Genomic DNA, 18219 nt, shown 5'->3' with positions numbered 1-18219 from the left:
TCATGTCAGTGCGTCCCCTTACGATAGCCCTGGTCGCCGGAGAAACGTCCGGCGATATTCTTGGCGCCGGCCTGATCCGCGCGCTCAAAGCGCGTCACCCCGATGCCCGTTTCGTCGGCGTGGCCGGCCCGCGCATGCAGGCCGAAGGCTGCGAAACCTGGTATGAGATGGAAGAGCTGGCGGTGATGGGCATCGTGGAAGTGCTCGGCCGTCTGCCGCGCCTGATGAAAATCGGCCGCGACCTGACGCAGCGCTTTACCGAACTCAGGCCGGACGTCTTTGTCGGCATCGATGCGCCCGATTTTAATATCCGGCTGGAAGGGCGACTGAAGCGCAACGGCATTCGCACCATTCACTACGTCAGCCCCTCGGTCTGGGCATGGCGACAAAAGCGCGTCTTTAAAATCGGCCGCAATACCAATCTGGTGCTCGCCTTCCTGCCGTTTGAAAAAGCCTTTTACGATCGCTTCAACGTGCCGTGTCGCTTTATCGGCCACACCATGGCGGATGCGATGCCGCTGCAGCCGGACAAGTCTGCTGCACGCCGCACGCTAGGCATTAGCGACGAGGCGCTCTGCCTCGCGCTGCTGCCCGGCAGCCGACATGCGGAAGTCGAGATGCTCAGCGCCGATTTTCTGCGCGCGGCCCAGCTGCTGCGCGTACGCTATCCAGCGCTGGAAATTGTTGTGCCGCTGGTCAACGCGAAACGTCGCGCGCAGTTCGAACAGATCAAAGCCGACGTCGCGCCTGAATTGCCGATGCATCTGCTGGACGGTCAGGGACGCGAGGCGATGATTGCGAGCGACGCCGCGATTCTGGCATCCGGCACCGCCGCGCTGGAGTGTATGCTGGCAAAATGCCCGATGGTCGTCGGCTATCGTATGAAGCCCTCAACCTTCTGGCTGGCGAAGCGGCTGGTGAAAACGCCTTACGTCTCGCTGCCCAATCTGCTGGCGGGGCGCGAGCTGGTGAAAGAGCTGCTGCAGGAGGAGTGCGAGCCGCACGCGCTGGCGGCGGCGCTCGAGCCGCTGCTGCACGCCGGTGCGCAACGCGATGCGCTGCTTGCGACCTTCACCGAACTGCATCAGCAGATCCGCTGGAACGCAGACGAACAGGCAGCGGACGCCGTACTGGAGATCGCCAATGGCTGATTTTATCTATCCCGATGCCCGCCTGATTGCGGGCGTTGACGAAGTGGGCCGCGGCCCGCTGGTCGGCGCGGTCGTCACGGCGGCGGTTATCCTCGATCCCGCCAACCCGATTCAGGGTCTGGCGGATTCGAAGAAACTGTCGGAAAAGCGCCGTCTCGCCCTGTTCGACGAGATCAAAGAAAAAGCGCTGGCGTGGAGTCTGGGCCGCGCCGAGCCGGAGGAGATCGACCGGCTCAATATTCTGCACGCCACCATGCTGGCGATGCAGCGCGCGGTCGCTGGCCTGGCGATCGCCCCCGATTTTGTGCTGGTGGATGGCAACCGCTGCCCGGTGCTGCCGATGCCGTCGCAGGCGGTGATAAAAGGCGATAGCCTGGTCGCGGAGATCAGCGCGGCGTCGATTATCGCCAAGGTGTCGCGCGATAGCGAAATGGCGGAGCTGGATCGCCTGTTTCCCCAGTATGGCTTTGCGCAGCACAAAGGCTATCCTACCGCGCTGCATATGGAAAAGCTGACGCAGCACGGCGCCACGCCGCACCATCGCCGCAGCTTTGCGCCGGTGCGCAACGCCCTGATTGACGCTGACGTTCTGGCCGCTGGCCAGCCAGCTACGCTTTAATAGCCTGACGCTGTTTTAACCGGAAACCGATATGGCTGAACCCCGTTTTATACATCTGCGTGTCCACAGTGACTACTCTATGGTCGATGGCCTGGCGAAAACCGGGCCGCTGGTCAAAAAGGCGGCTGCGCTCGGCATGCCGGCCCTCGCTGTCACGGACTTTATGAACCTGTGCGGGCTGGTGCGTTTCTACGGCAGCGCACACGGCGCGGGGATCAAACCGATTATCGGTGCCGACTTCAAAGTCGCGAGCGAACTGATGGGCGACGAGCTGACTCAGCTGACGGTGCTGGCCGCCAATAATACCGGCTATCAGAACCTGACCCTGCTCATCTCGCGCGCCTACCAGCGCGGCTACGGCATCGCCGGGCCAGTTATCGACCGTGACTGGCTGGCGGAGCTGGGCGAAGGATTAATACTGCTCTCCGGCGGACGCTGCGGCGACGTGGGCCGCAGCCTGCTGCGCGGCAACAGCGCGCTGGTGGCGCAGTGCCTCGACTTCTATCAGACCCACTTTCCCAATCGCTACTACCTCGAACTGACGCGCACCGGACGCGCTGACGAGGAGAGCTATCTGCACGCCGCGGTTGAGCTTGCCATCGCCGAAGGCGTGCCGGTAGTCGCCACCAATGAGGTCTGCTTCCTCAATGAAGAGGATTTCGACGCCCATGAAATCCGCGTAGCGATCCACGACGGCTATACGCTGGACGATCCCAAACGCCCGCGCAACTACAGCCCTCAGCAATATATGCGCAGCGAAGAGGAGATGTGCGAGCTGTTCTCGGACATCCCGGAAGCGCTGGAAAACAGCGTAGAGATTGCTAAGCGCTGCAACGTCACGGTACGCCTTGGCGAGTACTTCCTGCCGCAGTTCCCGACCGGCGATATGTCCACCGAAGATTTTCTGGTGATGAAGTCGCGGGAAGGGCTGGAAGAGCGCCTTGAGTTTCTCTTTCCCGATGCGGCCGTGCGCGCGGAGAAGCGGCCGGAATATGACGAGCGTCTGGAGATTGAGCTCAACGTTATCAACCAGATGGGCTTCCCTGGCTACTTCCTGATCGTGATGGAGTTTATCCAGTGGTCGAAAGATAACGGCATTCCGGTCGGTCCGGGACGCGGCTCCGGCGCCGGTTCTCTGGTCGCCTACGCGCTGAAGATCACCGACCTCGATCCGCTGGAGTTTGACCTGCTGTTCGAACGCTTTCTTAACCCGGAACGCGTCTCGATGCCTGACTTCGACGTCGACTTCTGTATGGAGAAGCGCGACCAGGTGATCGATCACGTCGCCGAGATGTACGGGCGCGAAGCGGTATCACAGATCATCACCTTTGGCACCATGGCGGCGAAAGCGGTTATCCGCGACGTCGGCCGCGTGCTGGGGCATCCGTATGGCTTCGTCGATCGCATCTCCAAGCTGATCCCGCCCGATCCGGGCATGACGCTGGAAAAAGCGTTCGCCGTCGAGCCGCAGCTGCCGGAAATATACGACGCGGACGAAGAGGTCAAAGCGCTGATTGATATGGCGCGCAAGCTGGAAGGCGTCACGCGTAACGCCGGCAAGCACGCCGGCGGCGTGGTCATCGCGCCGACGAAGATCACCGACTTCGCGCCGCTCTACTGCGACGAAAACGGCAACCATCCGGTCACGCAGTTTGATAAGAACGACGTTGAATACGCTGGCCTGGTGAAGTTTGACTTCCTGGGTCTGCGCACGCTCACCATCATCGACTGGGCGCTGAAGATGATCAATCCGCGCCGGGAGAAGCAGGGCCTGCCGCCGATCGATATCGCTGCTATCCCGCTGGAGGATAAAAAAAGCTTCGACATGCTGCAGCGCGCGGAAACCACGGCGGTGTTCCAGCTTGAATCGCGCGGCATGAAAGATCTGATCAAACGTCTGAAGCCGGACTGCTTTGAAGATATGATCGCGCTGGTGGCGCTGTTCCGTCCTGGTCCGCTGCAGTCGGGCATGGTAGATAACTTTATCGACCGTAAGCACGGGCGCGAGGCAATCTCCTATCCCGATATTCAGTGGCAGCATGAAAGCCTGAAGCCGGTGCTCGAACCCACCTACGGCATTATCCTCTATCAGGAGCAGGTAATGCAGATCGCCCAGGTGCTCTCCGGCTATACCCTGGGCGGCGCGGATATGCTGCGCCGCGCAATGGGTAAAAAGAAACCGGAAGAGATGGCCAAGCAGCGCTCGGTATTTAAAGAGGGCGCAGAGCGCATGGGCATCGACGGCGAGCTGTCGATGAAGATCTTCGACCTGGTGGAGAAATTCGCCGGCTACGGCTTTAACAAATCGCACTCCGCCGCCTATGCGCTGGTTTCCTACCAGACGCTGTGGCTGAAGGCGCACTATCCGGCCGAGTTTATGGCGGCGGTGTTGACCGCCGATATGGATAACACCGAGAAGGTGGTCGGGCTGGTGGACGAGTGCTGGCGCATGGGCCTGAAGGTGCTGCCGCCCGATATCAACTCCGGCCTCTATCAGTTCCACGTCAACGACGACGGCGAGATCGTCTATGGCATCGGCGCGATTAAAGGCGTCGGCGAAGGCCCGATCGAAGCGATCCTTGAAGCGCGCAACCAGGATGGCTATTTCCGCGAGCTGTTCGATCTCTGCGCGCGCACCGACACCAAAAAAATTAACCGTCGCGTGATGGAGAAGCTGATTATGTCCGGCGCCTTCGATCGCCTCGGTCCGCACCGTGCGGCGCTGATGAGTTCGCTCGGCGACGCGCTGAAGGCGGCGGATCAGCACGCCAAAGCGGAGGCGATCGGCCAGGCCGACATGTTCGGCGTACTGGCGGAAGAGCCGGAGCAGGTAGAGAAATCCTACGCCAGCGTGGCGCCCTGGCCGGAACAGGTGCAGCTCGACGGCGAGCGGGAAACGCTCGGCCTCTATCTCACCGGCCATCCGATCAATCAGTATCTGAAAGAGATTGAACGCTATGTAGGCGGCATGCGCCTCAAGGACATGCATCCTACCGAGCGTGGTAAAATTACCGTCGCCGCCGGTCTGGTGGTGGCGGCCCGCGTGATGGTGACCAAGCGCGGCAATCGAATTGGTATCTGTACTCTGGACGATCGTTCCGGTCGTCTTGAGGTGATGTTATTTACCGATGCGTTAGATAAATACCAGCAGTTGCTGGAGAAAGACCGTATCCTGATCGTCAGCGGACAGGTCAGCTTTGATGACTTCAGCGGCGGCCTTAAAATGACCGCCCGTGAAGTCATGGACATTGACGAAGCGCGCGAAAAATACGCGCGCGGACTTGCTATCTCGCTGACGGACAGGCAAATTGATGACCAGCTATTAAACCGGCTCCGCCAGTCTCTCGAGCCCCATCGCTCGGGGACGATTCCGGTGAATCTCTACTATCAGAGAGCCGACGCGCGAGCGAAGCTACGCTTTGGTGCAGCGTGGCGTATTTCGCCCAGCGATCGCCTGCTCAACGAACTGCGTTCGTTGATAGGGTCGGAGCAGGTTGAACTGGAGTTTGACTAAAACAGGAACATTATGAGTCTTAATTACCTGGATTTTGAACAGCCTATCGCGGAACTTGAAGCGAAAATTGATTCGCTTACGTCGATTGGTCGTCAGGATGATAAACACATTAATCTGGACGAAGAGGTGCAGCGCCTGCGCGAAAAGAGCGTTGAGCTGACCCGTAAAATCTTCGCCGATTTGGGCGCATGGCAGGTCGCGCAGCTGGCGCGTCATCCGCTGCGTCCTTATACGCTTGACTACGTTCGCAACGCTTTTGACGACTTTGACGAGCTGGCAGGCGATCGCGCCTACGCCGACGACAAAGCGGTTGTCGGCGGTATTGCCCGTCTCGACGGCCGCCCGGTCATGATCATTGGTCATCAAAAAGGTCGCGAAACCAAAGAGAAAATTCGCCGCAACTTCGGTATGCCAGCGCCGGAAGGCTACCGCAAAGCGCTGCGCCTGATGGAAATGGCCGAGCGCTTCAAAATGCCGCTGATCACCTTTATCGACACGCCGGGCGCCTATCCGGGCGTGGGCGCGGAAGAGCGCGGTCAGTCTGAGGCCATTGCCCGCAACCTGCGCGAAATGTCCGGCCTGAAAATTCCGGTTATCTGCACCGTGATTGGCGAAGGCGGCTCAGGCGGCGCGCTGGCGATCGGCGTGGGCGACAAAGTCAATATGCTGCAGTACAGCACCTATTCAGTGATCTCGCCGGAAGGTTGCGCCTCGATTCTGTGGAAAAGCGCGGATAAAGCCCCGCTGGCGGCAGAGGCGATGGGCATCACGGCTAACCGTCTGAAAGAGCTGAAGCTGATTGACTCAATTATCCCTGAACCGCTGGGCGGCGCGCATCGTCAGCCGGTGGATATGGCGCTGTCGCTGAAAAACCAGCTGCTGGCCGATCTGGCCGATCTCGACACCCTGAGCACCGAAGAGCTGCTCGATCGTCGCTATCAGCGTCTGATGAGCTACGGCTACGCTTAAGGGCGTAGCGCGGTGAAAAAGCGGACTTCGGTCCGCTTTTTTTATACCTTTGATTTACCGATCGACAGCAGAGAGGAGCATTCCGACAGCACCTGACCGCCATCCTTCGCTATGCTTAGCCCTGCCACACTAAAAGGGAGGTGCGCATTGAATATTCTGGCGATCATGGGTTCACACGGCATGTTCTACAAAGACGAGCCGCTGCGTGAACTGAATACCGCGCTGACGCAGCAGGGGTTTCAGCTGATTTATCCGACGAACATCGACGATCTGCTAAAGCTGATAGAGCACAACCCGCGCATCTGCGGCGTGATCTTTGACTGGGACGCGCACAACAGTCCGGCGCTCTGTGCCGATATCAATCAGCTCAATGAATACCTGCCGCTCTACGCCTTTATCAACACCCATTCGCAGATGGATGTCAGCATCAACGAGATGCGCATGGCGCTGCACTTCTTTGAATATGCGCTGAGCGCCGCGGACGATATCGCGCTGCATATTCGCCAGTACACCGACGACTATATCGACCAGATAACCCCGCCGCTGACCAAAGCGCTCTTCACCTACGTGAAAGAGGGTAAGTACACCTTCTGCACGCCCGGCCATATGGGCGGCACCGCTTTTCAAAAAAGCCCGGTCGGCAGCCTCTTTTACGATTTTTTCGGCGCCAATACCCTGAAGGCGGATATCTCTATCTCCGTGACCGAGCTCGGTTCGCTGCTCGATCATACCGGCCCGCACCTGGAGGCCGAGGAGTATGTTGCTAGGACTTTTGGCGCCGAGCAGAGCTACATGGTGACTAACGGTACCTCGACCTCGAATAAAATCGTCGGCATGTATGCGGCGCCGAGCGGCAGCACGGTATTGATTGACCGCAACTGCCATAAGTCGCTGACGCATCTGCTGATGATGAGCGATATTGTGCCTATCTGGCTCAAGCCGACGCGCAACGCGCTGGGCATTCTCGGCGGCATCCCTAAGCGGGAGTTCACCCGCGCCAGCATTGAGGAGAAGGTGGCGAATACCGCCCGCGCCAGCTGGCCAGTGCACGCCGTGATCACCAACTCCACCTACGATGGCCTACTTTATAACACGCAGTACATCAAGGAGACACTGGAGGTGCCGTCGATCCATTTCGATTCCGCCTGGGTGCCCTATACCAACTTCCATCCTGTCTATGCCGGCAAAAGCGGCATGAGCGGCGAGCGTACGCCTGGCAAAGTGATCTATGAGACCCAGTCGACCCACAAGCTGCTGGCGGCCTTCTCGCAGGCGTCGCTGATCCATATTAAAGGCGATTACGACGAGCACACCTTCAACGAAGCCTACATGATGCACACCACCACATCGCCCAACTATGCGATTGTGTCGTCGATTGAAACGGCGGCGGCAATGCTGCGCGGCAATCCCGGCAAGCGGCTGATCAATCGTTCGGTCGAGCGCGCGCTGCATTTTCGCCGGGAGATCCAGCGCCTGCGGGAGGAGTCCGACAGCTGGTTCTTCGATATCTGGCAGCCGGAGCATATCGACGAGGCTGAATGCTGGCCGATCCAGCCGGGCGAAGAGGGATGGCACGGCTTTACCCAGGCGGACGCCGACCATATGTATCTCGATCCCATCAAGGTCACGATTCTGACGCCCGGCATGAGCGAGCTGGGCGAGATGGCGGAAGAGGGGATTCCAGCCGCGCTGGTGGCGAAATTCCTCGACCAGCGCGGCATTGTGGTAGAAAAAACCGGGCCCTATAACCTGCTGTTTCTGTTCAGCATCGGCATCGACAAGACCCGGGCGATGAGCGTGCTGCGCGGCCTGACCGAGTTCAAACGCGCCTACGATCTCAACCTACGGGTGAAAAATATGCTGCCGGATCTTTATGCTGAAGATCCCGACTTCTACCGCCATATGCGCATCCAGACGCTGGCGCAAGGTATCCACCAGCTGATCCGTCAGCACGATCTGCCGCGCCTGATGCTCAAGGCATTCGACGTGCTGCCGGAAATGAAGATGACGCCGCATCAGGCTTTCCAGCAGCAGGTGCAGGGCAAAGTAGAGACGGTGGATCTGAAGCAGCTGGTGGGACGCGTCTCCGCCAATATGATCCTGCCCTATCCGCCGGGCGTGCCGCTGGTGATGCCAGGGGAGATGATCACCGAAGAGAGCCGCGCGGTGCTCGACTTTCTGCTGATGCTCTGCACTATCGGGCGCCACTATCCCGGCTTTGAAACCGATATTCACGGCGCAACGCTGACAGAAGAGGGCGATTATCGCGTTCGGGTGCTGAAATAACGGAAAAAGGCAGCGGCTTCAGACAATTGCGCATTGCAAGCCGCCGCCGCACGTCTCAGGATAAACAAAACAGTCAAGGAGTCTTTTCATGTTGCAGTTATCTTCTGTTCACCATATCGCCATCATCGCCACCGAGTATGCGCGCAGTAAGGCCTTTTATTGCGATGTGCTCGGCTTCAGCCTGATGGGCGAGGTTTACCGCGAAGCGCGCGATTCATGGAAAGGTGACCTGGCGCTGAACGGCCAGTACACCATTGAGCTTTTCTCCTTTCCTTCACCGCCGGCGCGCGTCAGTCATCCTGAAGCCTGCGGCCTGCGTCACCTGGCCTTTACCGTGCCGGACGTGAGTGCGGCGGTCGCGACGCTGGCGGAAAAAGGCGTGGTGTGCGAACCGATCCGCATCGACGATCTGACCGGCAAGCAGTGCACCTTCTTTGCCGATCCAGATGGTTTGCCGCTGGAGCTCTATCAGGCGTAAAATAGCGCGCGCAAGGGCCGCACCCGGCGGCCCTGATTCTGGAACGCGTCATGCCTTTGTCTCATCTCGCTTCGCTGTTGCCTGACGATGCCGCGCTGGCGGTGGCGTTTAGCGGCGGTCTCGACTCTACCGTGCTGCTGCATCAGCTGGTTAGCTGGCAACAGACGCATCCACAAGCGCGCCTGCGCGCGCTGCATGTCCACCACGGATTAAGCCCCAACGCCGACAGCTGGGCCGCGCACTGCGTGGCGATCTGTGAAGCCTGGCAGCTGCGTTGCGAAGTGCTGCGCGTGCAGGTCGACGCGCGCGAGCAGGGCGTCGAGGGCGCAGCGCGCACGGCGCGCTATCAGGCGCTGACGACGGCGATGCAGCCTGACGAGTGGCTGCTGACCGCACAACATCTCGACGACCAGTGCGAGACGCTGCTGCTGGCGCTGAAGCGCGGCAGCGGACCGGCCGGGCTGGCGGCGATGCCGGTGCGGCATCAGCGCCACGGCCGTGTGCTGCTGCGTCCGCTGCTCGGGCAGTCGCGTCAGCAGCTTGAAGCCTACGCGCAGCAGCATCAGCTGCGCTGGGTCGACGATGAAAGCAATCTGGACGCGCGCTACGATCGCAATTTCCTGCGCCAGCATCTGCTGCCGACGCTGCAGGCGCGCTGGCCGCACTTCGCCGCCGCGTGCGCGCGCAGCGCGGCGCTGTGCGGCGAGCAGGAGCAGCTGCTGGACGAACTGCTGGCGGAGCAGCTGGCCGGTCTGATGCATCCAGACGGCAGCCTGCATTTCCCGCCGCTTTTACAGATGAGCGAGACGCGCGCGAACGCGCTGCTGCGACGCTGGATCGGCTGTCAGGGCGCGCCGATGGTGTCGCGCGCCGCGCTGACGCGTCTGCGCGAGGAAGTGATGCTGAGCCGCGAAGACGCGCAGCCGCGTTTGCGCTTTGGCGAGGCGGAGGTGCGTCGCTATCGCGAGCGGCTCTACTGGGTGCCGCGCTGCGCGTCGCTAAAGGATCGGCTGCTGCTCTGGTCCGATCGGCGCGCGCCGCTGGTGCTGCCGCAGCGGCTCGGCGTGCTGCATGCCCACCGTGCGCCCTCGGCGCTGCGCCAGCCCGAGGCGGACGAAGAGGTGAGCGTACGTTTTCATGCGCAGGGCTATTTTCATCTGGCGGGCCGGGCCGGCGGCCGCGAAATCAAAAAGCTGTGGCAGGAGCTGGCGATCCCGCCGTGGCAGCGCGACCGTACTCCGCTGATCTACTACAATCAGACGCTTGTCTGCGCGCCCGGTCTGTTTGTCACCCGGGAAGGCGCCGCCGTCGACGACAGCGGCTGGCAGGCGATCTGGCAACATAATGAGCGTGCTGGAGAGCAACTATGAAAAAATTACTGGCCGCCTTGCTGCTGGCCGCGGCGCTGCCGACGCTGGCCGACGGCGACATCAACGCGGGGGCGCAGAAGTCGGCCGCCTGCGCCGCCTGCCATGGCGCGCAGGGAAAAAGCAGCATGCCGCTCTATCCCAACCTGGCGGGACAGAACGCCGCTTACCTCAACCATGCGCTGCAGGCCTATAAAAAGGGCGAGCGCAGCGGCGGGCAGGCGGAAGTCATGAAGGCCTTTGTGGCTGGATTAAGCGATGAGGATATGGCGGATTTGTCGGCTTACTATGGGTCGCTGAAACCTTAGGAAAGAGGGCGGGAGTATCCCGCCCGAGGCGCTGTCGCTACTCTTCGCTGACGACAACGGTGCCCAGCTCAGGATGGCTGAAGCTGGCGATGTGATCGAGGCGCAACTCGCGCGTTTCGCCGGAGAGATCGATAGAAAGGTATTCAACGTTTTTACGTGAAACCATATCCGTCGCTTTCGCCTTCAGCGCTTCCCCGTTTTTAAGGGTCAGCTCAAGCGTCCAGCGTTTCGTGCAGGCGAGTTCCAGGTTGTCGTAATCATCGCAGTTGATGGGTCTATAAGCTTCATTCGTCAACATAGTCGCTCACCAGTAAGTTTGCAGCGGCATAGGCTGCCTGTTCCCTGACAGAAGAGTTTAGCGCAGAATTTGCGGCAATATCATCAAGTGCCTTTAAAACGCATCCGAGTGCATCGGGCACATATCCCAGTTCGCCGCTGCCGATCTCGGCATACTTCTGACGAACCAATTCACAATATTTTTGCACTTTCACCTCCTCAGCAGAGCAAGAATACTCTGGTTGCCTGAGGAACTATATCACAGGCATTTCCTGGATTTCAGCCAGAGCAAAGCAGGATCGCCGCGTCGAAAGCGGCTAAAGTGACAGAATCCGCTGGCTACGCGCCATAAACAGCAAGCACAAAAGGTTAAGTTGATGAACAGGTTAAACGAGGCGACATTGTCTCAGGTGACAGATGATTAAAGTTTCACGCACGGTCGAGCTGCCCGACGGCGAGGTTGAGTTAAGCGCCATTCGCGCCCAGGGGGCCGGTGGGCAGCATGTGAATAAAACTAGCACCGCGATTCATCTGCGTTTCGATATCGCCGCCTCCTCGCTGCCGCCGTTTTACAAGCAGCGCATGCTGGCGGCGAAACACCATCTGATTACGCCGGAAGGCATGGTAATTATCAAAGCGCAGGAGTATCGCAGTCAGGAGATGAACCGCGAGGCGGCGGTGCAGCGACTGATCAATTTGATTCAGGAGCTGACGCGGGTAGAGAAGGTGCGGCGCGCTACGCGACCGACGCGCGCGTCGAAAGAGCGGCGGCTGGAAGGCAAAGCGCGACGCAGTTCGACCAAATCGATGCGGGGAAAAGTGCTGTAATAAAACGCCCCCGAGAACGGGGGCGGGAAGGGTCTTACTTGTTAAGCGCTTTCAGCAGGAAGTCGACGATTTCGCTCTGCTTGATCATCTCTTTCTCGCCGGCGCGGCGCGCTTTGTACTCAATCTCTTCGTTATCGAGATTGCGGTCGCCGATGACGATAGTGTGCGGCACGCCAATCAGCTCCATATCGGCGAACATCACGCCCGGGCGCTCTTTACGGTCGTCGAGGATCACTTCGACGCCTTTGGCGCGCAGGGTGTGGTAAAGCTCTTCCGCCAGCTCTTTCACGCGGAAAGATTTGTGCATGTTCATCGGCAGAATCGCAACGTCGAACGGCGCCAGTGCCGCAGGCCAGATAATGCCGCGCTCGTCGTGGTTCTGCTCGATGGCCGCCGCGACGACGCGCGTAATGCCGATACCGTAGCAGCCCATGGTCAACACCTGATTGCGACCATCTTCGCCCTGAACCGCCGCTTTCATCGCTTCCGAGTATTTGGTGCCGAGCTGGAAAATATGGCCGACTTCGATGCCGCGTTTGATCTGCAGCGTGCCTTTACCGTCCGGGCTCGCATCGCCTTCTACTACGTTGCGGATATCGGCCACGATCGCCTGCGGCAGATCGCGCTCCCAGTTAATCCCGACATAGTGCTTGCCATCGACGTTGGCGCCGGCGCAGAAGTCGCTCATCTTGTCGACGCTGCGATCGGCGATAATCGGCATCGCCAGACCCACCGGGCCAAGCGAGCCGGGACCTGCGCCTACGGCGGCACGAATCTCTTCTTCGGTGGCGAACGTCAGCGGCGAGGCGACGATGTCGAGCTTCTCCGCTTTAATCTCGTTCAGCTCGTGATCGCCGCGCACCAGCAGCGCAACCAGCGTATGGCCGCTCTCTTCGCTGGCTTTCACCATCAGCGTCTTCACGGTTTTTTCAATCGGCAGCTGGAACTGCTCTACCAGCTCGGCGATGGTTTTCGCGTTCGGCGTGTCGATCTGCGCCAGCGCCTGTGTCGGCTGCGGGCGATCGCCCGCTGGCGCCACCGCTTCGGCCATTTCGATATTGGCGGCGTAGTCCGATTCGGTAGAGAAGATCACATCATCTTCGCCGCTCTGCGCCAGCACCTGGAATTCGTGCGACGCGCTGCCGCCGATCGAGCCGGTGTCCGCCTGAACCGCGCGGAAGTCGAGGCCCATACGACTAAAGCTGTTGCAGTAGGCGCGGTACATTGCGTCGTAGGTTTCCTGCAACGACTCCTGCGAAATATGGAAGGAGTAGGCGTCTTTCATGATGAACTCGCGCGAGCGCATCACGCCAAAGCGCGGACGCACTTCATCGCGGAATTTGGTCTGGATCTGATAGAGGTTCAGCGGCAGCTGCTTATAGGAGCTGAGCTCGTTACGAATCAGATCGGTAATCACTTCTTCATGCGTCGGACCGAGCACGAACGGGCGCTCGTGGCGATCGGCGACGCGCAGCAGTTCCGGGCCGTACTGTTCCCAGCGACCGCTCTCCTGCCACAAATCAGCAGGCTGAACCACCGGCATAGAGATCTCAATCGCGCCCGCGTTGTTCATCTCTTCGCGCACGATGTTTTCGACTTTTTTCAGCACGCGTAAACCGGTCGGCAGCCAGGTATAGAGACCTGAAGCCAGTTTGCGGATCATCCCGGCGCGCAGCATCAGCTGGTGGCTGATCACTTCCGCATCGGAGGGCGTCTCCTTAAGGGTGGAGAGCAAATATTGAGTAGTACGCATTGATTAAGGTTCCAGTTGAACGGAGAGTCACTGACAAAAGTTTTGTTGGCGGCTAGTGTACCAGCGAGATCACGGGCTCAAAAGCGCGTTTTCGCGCGGCTCGATGCCGGTTACCTCGGTACCGCTTTCATCGACGCGCCAGCGCACATTGAAATCGAGCAGCCAGACGGCATATTCGCGCAACTGCGCTTCGCCTTTGCGGTAGGCGGGACGCGGATCCTGGGCCAGCACGTCGCGGATAAAACGCGCCAGGTAGGGATAGCGCTGCTGCTGCTGCGCCAGCTGCTGTTCCGCCTGCGGCGAGAAGCGCACCGGCATATCGGCCGCGGGCGCTTCCTGCGCGAAACCGGCCTTTGCCTGCGGCAGCGCCTCGGCGAAGGGGAGGTAAGGCTTGATATCCACGACCGGCGTGCCGTCCACCAGATCCAGGCTGCCGAGTTGCAGGATCACCTGATTCTTCTCGCAGCGTATGGCTTTCAGCTCAACCAGCGACATGCCGACAGGGTTCGGGCGAAAGGTCGAGCGCGTCGCGAACACGCCCATGCGGGTATTGCCGCCCAGGCGCGGCGGGCGCACCGTGGGCCGCCAGCCGCCTGCCATGGTCTGATGAAACACGAACAGCACCCAGAGATGGCTGAAACTCTCCAGGCCGCGTACCGCCTCCGGCTGGTTATAGGGCGCCATCAGATGCAGCTCGCCGTGGCCATCCTGCACCAGGCCAGGCTGGCGCGGAACGGCGAATTTCTCTTTCCACGGCGAACGGATCACGCCGATCTGCTCGAAGGCGAAAGCGCTCATTGATTCACTTTCAGCGCAGAGCCCTGACAGATCGCCTGACGGTAGCAGCCCGGCGTGCTGCTGACGATTTCACACTTATGCAGCAGAACGGCATTGGCTTTCAGGTAAGAGGCTTTAATCTGCAGACGCTTGCGCGCGGTGGCGATATTCGGCGGTGAATCCTGGCGGCTGTTCTGGCAGTCATCGCCAGCGACTTCGCCCAGATCGCGAAACGGCTTGCTGACCAAATCGGCGGCGTCGGTATAGACTTTGACCGGCGCAGGACGCGGCGCGGGCTTGCGCGCGGGCTCGCGGGAGGGCTGCGAATGAGCGGGTGCGCTGCTTATCGGGTGATATTCGTGAACGCACCCGGTCAGCATCAATGCTAACAAGCAGAGCGGAAATAAACGCATGGCAACATCCTCAAGGTTGTAAAAAGTGGCGTTATTGAAACAAGGACCCGGCGAAATAACAAGTCGCGCCGGATGCGGCGCAAAAGAAAGGGCGGCTATGCGCCGCCCTGGTCAGAAGTGTCAGGAAAGGGATTACCAGCCTTTCACTGCGCCGCCGTTAAAGATCTTGTTCGCGGCCTCTGCAACTTCGTCAGACTGATAGGCCTGAACGAATTTTTTCACGTTTTCAGCATCTTTGTTATCTTCGCGGCTAACGATCAGGTTCACGTACGGCGAATCTTTATCTTCAACGAAGATGCCGTCTTTAGCTGGCGTCAGGCCAATCTGGCTGGCGTAGGTGGTGTTGATTACCGCCAGCGCGATCTGCTGATCGTCCAGCGAACGCGGCAGCTGAGGCGCTTCCAGCTCGACGATCTTCAGGTTTTTCGGATTCTCGACGATGTCCAGCGAGGTCGGCAACAGGCCGACGCCATCCTTCAGCTTGATCAGGCCCACTTTCTGCAGCAGCAGCAGGGAGCGACCGAGGTTGGTCGGATCGTTAGGGATAGCGACCTGCGCGCCGTTCTGCAGCTCATCCAGCGATTTGATTTTTTTCGAATAGCCGGCGATGGGATAAACGAAGGAGTTGCCGACCGGCACCAGTTTGTAGCCGCGATCTTTGATTTGCTGATCCAGATAAGGTTTGTGCTGGAAGGCGTTGACGTCGATATCGCCTTTGCTCAGCGCTTCGTTCGGCAGCACGTAGTCGTTAAAGGTCACCAGCTCGACGTCGAGACCATATTTATCCTTCGCGACTTTCTGCGCCGCTTCGGCGACCTGCTGCTCTGCGCCAACAATCACGCCCACTTTGATGTGGTTCGGATCTTTGGCTTTTTGATCGCATCCTGCCAGCGCAATCGCGCCAATCAGTGCACCCACAGCGGCAATCTTTTTGAATGTAAAAGTCATATCTCTTCCTTAATGGAGACGTAATGATATTGCTGACTTATTTATGGGACACGGCACGCACGATGCGGTCGCCACAAAACTGAATTAAATACACCAGAACGACCAGTAACACGAGCACCGTATTCATCACTGTCGCGTTATAGCCGATATAGCCGTACTGATAGCCAATCTGTCCCAGCCCGCCCGCGCCGACGGCACCGCCCATGGCGGAGTAGCCGACCAGCGTAATCAGCGTGATGGTTGCGGCGTTCACCAGGCCCGGCAGCGCCTCCGGCAACAGCACCTTGCGCACGATTTGCAGCGGCGTAGCACCCATGGCGCGTGACGCTTCGATCAGTCCGGTCGGCAGCTCAAGCAGCGCGTTCTCGACCATACGTGCGATAAAAGGCGCAGCGCCGACGGTCAGCGGCACGATAGCCGCCTGCAGGCCGATAGAGGTGCCGACGATGGCGCGAGTAAAGGGAATCATCCAGACCAGCAGGATAATAAAGGGAATAGAGCGGAAAATGTTCACCAGCGCAGAGAGGATGCGATAGAGCGTCCGGTTTTCCCGAATCTGTCCTGGACGGGTGACGTAGAGCAGCACGCCGACCGGCAGACCCAGTACAAAGCCAAAGAAGCCGGAGACAAAGGTCATCATCAGCGTTTCCCAGACGCCGCGCGCCAGTAAAGCCATCATCGCCTCAGACATAACCCAGTACCTCTACTTTCACATGATTTTCCTGCAGCCACGCGATAGCGGCGTTGGCGTCGCTCTCAGCGCCGTCCATCTCGGCCAGCATAATGCCGAACTTCACGCCGCCGGCGTAATCCATCTGCGCGCTGATAATGTTGTTATTGACGTTGAAGCGGCGTGCGGCTTCAGAGAGCAGCGGTGCATCGACCGATTTGCCGGTAAACTCAAGACGCAGCAGCGGCACGCGCTCGGCAGCAGGCTGCGACACCATGCGCTGCTGATAATCCTCCGGGATATCGAGGTGCAGCGTCGACTGAATAAACTGCTGCGCCAGCGGCGTTTTCGGATGAGAGAAGACTTCGCTAACGCTGTCTTTTTCGATCAGCTCGCCCTGGCTGATGACTGCGACCTGATCGCAGATACGCTTCACCACATCCATCTCGTGCGTAATCAGCAGAATAGTCAGGCCCAGGCGACGGTTGATATCTTTCAGCAGCTCGAGGATAGCGCGGGTGGTAGCGGGATCGAGCGCGCTGGTGGCTTCATCGCACAGCAGCACTTTGGGATTGCTGGCCAGCGCGCGGGCGATGGCGACGCGCTGTTTCTGTCCGCCGGAGAGGTTGGCGGGCCAGGCGTCATGCTTATCGGCCAGGCCGACCAGCTCCAGCAGTTCCGTCACGCGCTGTTTAATCGCTTCGCGCGAGAGGCTACCCAGCTCAAGCGGCAGCGCCACGTTGCCGAAGACGGTACGTGAGTTCATCAAGTTAAAGTGCTGGAAGATCATGCCGATTTGACGGCGCGCCTGAGTCAGCTGACGTTCGCTCAGGGCGGTTAGCTCCTGGCCGTCGACCAGTACGCGCCCTGACGTTGGGCGCTCCAGCAGGTTAACGCAGCGGATAAGGGTACTTTTACCGGCGCCGGACGAGCCGATAACGCCATAGATCTCTCCTGCAGGCACATGCAGGCTAACATCCGAGAGCGCCTGAATGGTGCGTGAACCTTGCTGGAACACTTTGGTAATATTTTCGAGTTTAATCATTAGGTTATTTATTATCGTCTTGCGTTGTCCGTGGTGTGGAACCTTTCGCGCTGAATGCCGGAGCGAAAGCTGAACGGATGGTAAGGCATCCAGACGTCTAAATCAATCAAAGTCATCTCATCTGCCATTCTCTCTTTTATTGCAATCATGCAATACTAGGCGGCAATTTTAGTAGCATCTTTAGTAGCAGGAGTTTCTCAGTGGCGAATAAAGTCCCGGCTGTATTTCTCGATCGTGATGGCACCCTGAACGTGGATCACGGCTATGTTCATGAAATCGACAACTTCCAGTTTATCGACGGCGCCATCGAGGCGCTGCAGGAGTTGAAGAAGATGGGATTCGCGCTGGTGCTGATCACCAATCAGTCCGGCATCGCCCGCGGTATGTTCAGCGAAGAGCAGTTCATGCAGCTAACGGAGTGGATGGACTGGTCGCTGGCGGACCGCGATGTCGATCTCGACGGCATCTATTTCTGTCCGCATCTGCCGGACGCGCCGGTGGAAGCCTATCGTCAGGCATGCGACTGCCGCAAGCCGCACCCTGGCATGCTGCTCTCAGCACAGAAGCATCTCAATATCGACATGGCGGCTTCCTATATGGTGGGTGACAAAACGGAAGATGTGCTGGCGGGCAAAGCGGCGGGCGTGGGCACAAATGTGCTGGTGCGCAGCGGCAAAACCGTCACGGCGGAAGGGGAAGCGGCCGCAGACTGGGTGCTGAATAGCATCGCCGAGCTGCCTCAGGCGATTAAAAAGCGCTAAAAACGCGCGTTTTGCGCAATAATCAGACGAACGACACAAAACTTTAAAAAAGGCGC

The 18219-nt window shown here is 59.3% G+C and carries 18 protein-coding genes; 10 read left to right on the top strand and 8 right to left on the bottom strand.

The window, feature by feature from the left end; translation table 11 throughout:
• Positions 1 to 2: 2 nt before the first annotated feature.
• The 8 genes from lpxB to Q9R34_RS03890 all read left to right on the top strand — a co-directional run bounded on the left by lpxB (position 3) and on the right by Q9R34_RS03890 (position 10692).
• Positions 3 to 1151, top strand: a complete 1149-nt coding sequence (gene lpxB, locus Q9R34_RS03925; RefSeq protein ID WP_434126794.1) for a lipid-A-disaccharide synthase — start codon at positions 3 to 5, stop codon at positions 1149 to 1151.
• Positions 1144 to 1770, top strand: coding sequence for a ribonuclease HII (gene rnhB, locus Q9R34_RS03920; protein WP_485892475.1), 627 nt, complete (start codon positions 1144 to 1146; stop codon positions 1768 to 1770). The genes lpxB and rnhB overlap by 8 nt, the downstream gene beginning before the upstream one ends.
• A gap of 31 nt (positions 1771 to 1801) precedes the next feature.
• Entirely contained in the window at positions 1802 to 5284 is a 3483-nt protein-coding gene (dnaE, locus tag Q9R34_RS03915; protein ID WP_485892474.1) for a DNA polymerase III subunit alpha, read from the top strand.
• 12 nt (positions 5285 to 5296) lie between these two features.
• On the top strand, positions 5297 to 6253 hold the full coding sequence (gene accA, locus Q9R34_RS03910; RefSeq protein ID WP_485892473.1) for an acetyl-CoA carboxylase carboxyl transferase subunit alpha: 957 nt from the start codon (positions 5297 to 5299) through the stop codon (positions 6251 to 6253).
• A gap of 147 nt (positions 6254 to 6400) precedes the next feature.
• The gene (locus Q9R34_RS03905; RefSeq protein WP_485892472.1) at positions 6401 to 8539 is read left to right on the top strand and encodes a lysine decarboxylase LdcC; all 2139 of its coding nucleotides are present in this window, start codon (positions 6401 to 6403) and stop codon (positions 8537 to 8539) included.
• Positions 8540 to 8627: 88 nt separating this feature from the next.
• Positions 8628 to 9017 carry a VOC family protein gene (locus Q9R34_RS03900; RefSeq protein ID WP_485892471.1) on the top strand — a complete coding sequence of 130 codons (390 nt, stop codon included), beginning with the start codon at positions 8628 to 8630 and terminating at the stop codon, positions 9015 to 9017.
• A 50-nt stretch (positions 9018 to 9067) separates the two neighbouring features.
• Positions 9068 to 10387, top strand: coding sequence for a tRNA lysidine(34) synthetase TilS (gene tilS, locus Q9R34_RS03895; RefSeq protein WP_485892470.1), 1320 nt, complete (start codon positions 9068 to 9070; stop codon positions 10385 to 10387).
• Positions 10384 to 10692, top strand: coding sequence for a c-type cytochrome (locus tag Q9R34_RS03890; RefSeq protein ID WP_434126787.1), 309 nt, complete (start codon positions 10384 to 10386; stop codon positions 10690 to 10692). The genes tilS and Q9R34_RS03890 overlap by 4 nt, the downstream gene beginning before the upstream one ends.
• A gap of 37 nt (positions 10693 to 10729) precedes the next feature.
• Here Q9R34_RS03890 and rof read toward each other — a convergent pair whose 3' ends face one another.
• Both rof and Q9R34_RS03880 read right to left on the bottom strand, forming a co-directional pair.
• Positions 10730 to 10990: a Rho-binding antiterminator gene (rof, locus tag Q9R34_RS03885; RefSeq protein ID WP_033749607.1), complete on the bottom strand. Its 261-nt coding sequence runs from the start codon at positions 10988 to 10990 to the stop codon at positions 10730 to 10732.
• Positions 10977 to 11177: a YaeP family protein gene (locus Q9R34_RS03880; RefSeq protein ID WP_434126864.1), complete on the bottom strand. Its 201-nt coding sequence runs from the start codon at positions 11175 to 11177 to the stop codon at positions 10977 to 10979. The genes rof and Q9R34_RS03880 overlap by 14 nt, the downstream gene beginning before the upstream one ends.
• 208 nt (positions 11178 to 11385) lie before the next feature.
• Between Q9R34_RS03880 and arfB the strand changes: the two genes are divergently transcribed.
• Positions 11386 to 11796, top strand: coding sequence for an alternative ribosome rescue aminoacyl-tRNA hydrolase ArfB (arfB, locus tag Q9R34_RS03875; protein WP_485892468.1), 411 nt, complete (start codon positions 11386 to 11388; stop codon positions 11794 to 11796).
• 34 nt (positions 11797 to 11830) lie between these two features.
• Here the strand turns inward: arfB and proS are convergent, their stop codons facing one another.
• The 6 genes from proS to metN all read right to left on the bottom strand — a co-directional run bounded on the left by proS (position 11831) and on the right by metN (position 17402).
• On the bottom strand, positions 11831 to 13549 hold the full coding sequence (proS, locus tag Q9R34_RS03870; protein ID WP_485892466.1) for a proline--tRNA ligase: 1719 nt from the start codon (positions 13547 to 13549) through the stop codon (positions 11831 to 11833).
• Between the two features lie 69 nt (positions 13550 to 13618).
• Positions 13619 to 14347: a tRNA (N6-threonylcarbamoyladenosine(37)-N6)-methyltransferase TrmO gene (gene tsaA / locus Q9R34_RS03865; RefSeq protein ID WP_485892465.1), complete on the bottom strand. Its 729-nt coding sequence runs from the start codon at positions 14345 to 14347 to the stop codon at positions 13619 to 13621.
• Positions 14344 to 14739: an Rcs stress response system protein RcsF gene (gene rcsF, locus Q9R34_RS03860; protein WP_485892464.1), complete on the bottom strand. Its 396-nt coding sequence runs from the start codon at positions 14737 to 14739 to the stop codon at positions 14344 to 14346. Before rcsF ends, tsaA begins: the two co-directional genes overlap by 4 nt.
• A gap of 132 nt (positions 14740 to 14871) precedes the next feature.
• Positions 14872 to 15687: a MetQ/NlpA family lipoprotein gene (locus Q9R34_RS03855; protein ID WP_311783028.1), complete on the bottom strand. Its 816-nt coding sequence runs from the start codon at positions 15685 to 15687 to the stop codon at positions 14872 to 14874.
• A 37-nt stretch (positions 15688 to 15724) separates the two neighbouring features.
• Positions 15725 to 16378: a methionine ABC transporter permease MetI gene (locus tag Q9R34_RS03850; protein WP_033749615.1), complete on the bottom strand. Its 654-nt coding sequence runs from the start codon at positions 16376 to 16378 to the stop codon at positions 15725 to 15727.
• A complete protein-coding gene (gene metN / locus Q9R34_RS03845) occupies positions 16371 to 17402 on the bottom strand; it encodes a methionine ABC transporter ATP-binding protein MetN (protein ID WP_434126781.1) in 1032 nt (343 codons plus the stop codon). The genes Q9R34_RS03850 and metN overlap by 8 nt, the downstream gene beginning before the upstream one ends.
• A gap of 200 nt (positions 17403 to 17602) precedes the next feature.
• Between metN and gmhB the strand changes: the two genes are divergently transcribed.
• On the top strand, positions 17603 to 18163 hold the full coding sequence (gene gmhB / locus Q9R34_RS03840; protein ID WP_434126779.1) for a D-glycero-beta-D-manno-heptose 1,7-bisphosphate 7-phosphatase: 561 nt from the start codon (positions 17603 to 17605) through the stop codon (positions 18161 to 18163).
• The last annotated feature ends 56 nt before the right edge of the window (positions 18164 to 18219 follow it).

It is taken from the genome of Enterobacter sp. BRE11, from assembly GCF_031844285.1.
In the GTDB taxonomy this organism is placed as follows: domain Bacteria; phylum Pseudomonadota; class Gammaproteobacteria; order Enterobacterales; family Enterobacteriaceae; genus Pantoea.
Note: the sequence above shows the minus strand (reverse complement) of the source record. Positions and strands in the feature narration are given on the sequence as shown.

Excerpts from the sequence above, each read along its gene's own strand:
- arfB (WP_485892468.1), top strand. The coding sequence starts at position 11,386 with ATGATTAAAGTTTCACGCACGGTCGAGCTGCCCGACGGCGAGGTTGAG.
- Q9R34_RS03855 (WP_311783028.1), bottom strand. The coding sequence starts at position 15,687 with ATGACTTTTACATTCAAAAAGATTGCCGCTGTGGGTGCACTGATTGGC.
- accA (WP_485892473.1), top strand. The coding sequence starts at position 5,297 with ATGAGTCTTAATTACCTGGATTTTGAACAGCCTATCGCGGAACTTGAA.
- rof (WP_033749607.1), bottom strand. The coding sequence starts at position 10,990 with ATGTTGACGAATGAAGCTTATAGACCCATCAACTGCGATGATTACGAC.
- Q9R34_RS03890 (WP_434126787.1), top strand. The coding sequence starts at position 10,384 with ATGAAAAAATTACTGGCCGCCTTGCTGCTGGCCGCGGCGCTGCCGACG.
- metN (WP_434126781.1), bottom strand. The coding sequence starts at position 17,402 with ATGATTAAACTCGAAAATATTACCAAAGTGTTCCAGCAAGGTTCACGC.
- rcsF (WP_485892464.1), bottom strand. The coding sequence starts at position 14,739 with ATGCGTTTATTTCCGCTCTGCTTGTTAGCATTGATGCTGACCGGGTGC.
- rnhB (WP_485892475.1), top strand. The coding sequence starts at position 1,144 with ATGGCTGATTTTATCTATCCCGATGCCCGCCTGATTGCGGGCGTTGAC.
- dnaE (WP_485892474.1), top strand. The coding sequence starts at position 1,802 with ATGGCTGAACCCCGTTTTATACATCTGCGTGTCCACAGTGACTACTCT.
- tsaA (WP_485892465.1), bottom strand. The coding sequence starts at position 14,347 with ATGAGCGCTTTCGCCTTCGAGCAGATCGGCGTGATCCGTTCGCCGTGG.
- Q9R34_RS03900 (WP_485892471.1), top strand. The coding sequence starts at position 8,628 with ATGTTGCAGTTATCTTCTGTTCACCATATCGCCATCATCGCCACCGAG.
- Q9R34_RS03850 (WP_033749615.1), bottom strand. The coding sequence starts at position 16,378 with ATGTCTGAGGCGATGATGGCTTTACTGGCGCGCGGCGTCTGGGAAACG.
- tilS (WP_485892470.1), top strand. The coding sequence starts at position 9,068 with ATGCCTTTGTCTCATCTCGCTTCGCTGTTGCCTGACGATGCCGCGCTG.
- lpxB (WP_434126794.1), top strand. The coding sequence starts at position 3 with ATGTCAGTGCGTCCCCTTACGATAGCCCTGGTCGCCGGAGAAACGTCC.
- proS (WP_485892466.1), bottom strand. The coding sequence starts at position 13,549 with ATGCGTACTACTCAATATTTGCTCTCCACCCTTAAGGAGACGCCCTCC.